The 3,269-nt window shown below is 41.4% G+C and carries 2 protein-coding genes; both read right to left on the bottom strand.

Annotated features, from left to right (window positions below):
- A partial coding sequence (locus DBO31_RS07130; RefSeq protein ID WP_234995428.1) for an MFS transporter occupies positions 1 to 961 on the bottom strand: 961 nt, incomplete at its 3' end.
- A 210-nt stretch (positions 962 to 1,171) separates the two neighbouring features.
- Positions 1,172 to 2,890 (bottom strand): hypothetical protein, encoded by a 1,719-nt coding sequence (locus tag DBO31_RS07125; RefSeq protein WP_150824800.1) that lies wholly within the window; start codon positions 2,888 to 2,890, stop codon positions 1,172 to 1,174.
- Between the last annotated feature and the right edge of the window lie 379 nt (positions 2,891 to 3,269).

Genomic DNA, 3,269 nt, shown 5'->3' with positions numbered 1-3,269 from the left:
TAACAGGCGTCATATCGGGTAATTCTTGAGGAATCATGAATAAGGAAGTGACCGGAATAAACATGAGATTACCGATTGCAAAGGCGGCAATCAAGGCAATGACGCCATTTTCAGTCGTAAACATGAGTATGCCAAAAGCCGTAAGTAAAAAACCGCAAAGCCGGATGACAGGCAGCCGTTTATAATACACCTTGGACAGCAATATAGTAATAATAGTACCAACGATGCCGCCAAAAGCAACGACGATGCTCAGCGTCTTAGAATCGATGACGGTCGTGCCGGATATGGGGAAAATACATAGCAATACAATATAAAATGTTAGAATTCCAGAATATGTAGCCGGATAAATCCAATTAAACTTATGGCTCAGAGCCGTAGCAAAACTATAGGACTCCGTTGAAGCCTCATTGGAATTATTTGTCGTATTGATAGCAAAGTCCTGACCTACGAAGAGCCATAAAACAAAAAGCACACCACTAATTGCGGCAAAAAATGCCATACTCATCTGCCAGGTCTGCATCATGGCAATAACCGGGCCGACGACCATCATAGCCAGCATACCGCCTACATTATAAGCCACGCTGTTGATGGCATTGACTGTAGGACGCGTTTCCGGCTTAAAATAATGGATGACGACAGGGCTGAAATAGACGACGTAAACGGCACCACCAAAGCCCATAATGAACCGGCCAATAATGAATACCCAGTACTGGGGCGCCAAGATAGCCAGCGCACTGCCAAAAACAATCATGCCGGAGCCGATTGCAATGGCTTTTTTGGGCAGGAATTTGATGAGAATCGCCGCTGCGCAAAAATTACCAATAATTTTAGCTACTGTGATGGCATTCGATATAAACGTAGCTGACATAAAAGAATCCAAATGGAAATATTTCATAATTTCCGGAGTCAGGGTCGTACCAGCAATCCAATTAACAGCAAATAATGCATATGTACAAAACATGATTGCTTCAATCAGATTTGCTCTCCCTGATGAAGTAGAAACAGAACCAGACATAAATTTTTCTCCTTTCTCTTTGAACCTGACGCGATATCGCAAAAGCTTTACTTATAGTATACAAAAACAGGTAACAAAGCAGTTACAAAACAAAAAAAGAGTTGTAACAAAATGAGCAAAGACTCATTTCATTACAACTCTTATTACCTCAGTGCATTAGTCTTTCTGGCGGACTAATTTGCTCTGATTAAACGTATCCACCATTTCAAAATGATCGGCATCGCTAAATTTCAATGTTTCTACACCAAAATCATTTTTCCCCTTCATATCCAAAATCATACTTCCCTTACCTGTTTCCGGGTCAATCTTTACATTCGACAATTCATACGAATAGGACGAGTTCATGCCATTAGGACGTACAATTTCCATCGTTCCCTTTTTGACAACCCACGTATAGCCACCTTTGACCGGTTCCTTCCATGTTCCCAGGAACATATCTTTAGGGTCGGCTTTAATCGCCTGTCCATCTGCATCCAGATAGGTGACCTTAGGCTGATTATTGTTATTTTCAGAATATTCAAACTGACGACCATAGTACTTAGTAGTCCCATACAATTTCAAATAGGTCGGGTTGCCCGATTTATCAAAATATTTAGCTTCTGTTCTATTACGCTGGCTGTCATATTTGTATTTCACAGCAGCAATATCTGTCTTTGTTGACATACCACCATTACTCAGGACTTTTTCATCTATGTTCAGAGCTTCCCCATTTTTAAAGTAGCTTATCTGGCTGATGTTACTGTTTTCATCATAGTCCATCTTTAATTCATCAGGCCCTTTAGTATTACTTATAACAAGGGGCAGGCTTTGTCCATCAGCGCCGATAAACTTCAAATCGATAATACGATCCGCGTCATCATAGGTCATATCCAGTTCGGCAACGCCCTTGGCACCATCCTTAACAGGAGCAGCCTGTCCATCTATGCCCAGGAACTGGATTTTGACCGGACCGGCATGTTTGTCATCATATGTATATTTTGTTTCTGCCCCAGCTTCTATCAGACCATCTTTCATCTGTTGCAATTTGTCATTAAGCGAAGTGGGACCAAGAAAAACAAACAGGCTCTTCTGAGCACTGCCATCGAGATCACCGGCTTCATTGTACAACTTACGGCTGATGACACGGCCTTTTTTATCGTAGGAAAAAGCAATACGGGCGTATTTGTTTTTATTGTTCTTCACTACACCGTTATTATCCCGGATTTCTATGGAGTCCAATACATCCGTTTTTTCTTTGTCATAGACAAAGCCCAGGATGCTGGCACCCAGATATCCATTAACCACTTTTCCATCCTTATTCATATAGGTAATGGTATCAATATTCCCTTTTTTATCGTAGGCAATCTTCGCCTGTGCTACACTTCCTAGAGAATTATTATCGCCTTCAGAATTATAATAATATTTCTTTTCTGCTTTTCCTTTATTTTCTCCATCTTTTGCTATCTGATAACGGATAGAAGCTTCACCGTGGTTCCCTACCCCCGCCTTGCCGGTCACACGTTCATACTTTTCTTTAATGTAACCATCCTGGCTGTAGTCAAGCTGAATCCGTGCTGCCGTAACAGCCGTCATGTTACCAACGGTAGATTTCCAATGTATATCGATGGGAGCATTACCAGCTTTAGCCGTAACACTTACGATTTTATCTTTTGTCGCGTCATCCTTGCCCATTTCGACATAGTAAAAAATGCCGCCTTTCTTAGCTTTTGAGTCGTCAACCCGGTCTTTGATAACGAATTCGCCGTTCGGCTTGATTGCAACGTTTTTGTAATAGCCAGTAGATACCTTATCGCTTCCCGTTCCACAACCAGCCAGCATAAGGGAACATAATCCGGCAAGTATAAGTCCAAAAATTTTGATACGCTTACTAATCAACTCTCATCATCCTTTCTGTTTTTAAATGCCATTCTTTTTAATTCGTCGTGCTATATACCGTATCTCCCCCCGTCCCATGCGAATGCCAGTACATTCTATCGTAGACCGCCCTTTCCGAAAGGACATTTCCATAACAAAAAGAATATGGCACGCAGTATTTCTCAGAATTCACCATTCAGAGCTCATTCTTGTTTTATTATAATACAATAACACAAAAATGTCACAATTATTTAGATACAAATCATGTAATACGATGTCGGGCGCAAAAAAAGAACACCTGGGAAAACTTCCCAGGTGCTCTCTGTCCAGTAATCTGGCGGAGTGAGAGAGATTCGAACTCTCGCAGGCCTTACGACCTCTAACGATTTAGCAAACCGTC

The organism is Megasphaera sp. DJF_B143, from assembly GCF_900320625.1.
Classification (GTDB): domain Bacteria; phylum Bacillota; class Negativicutes; order Veillonellales; family Megasphaeraceae; genus Megasphaera; species Megasphaera hexanoica.
This window is presented reverse-complemented; position numbering and strand designations above follow the sequence as displayed.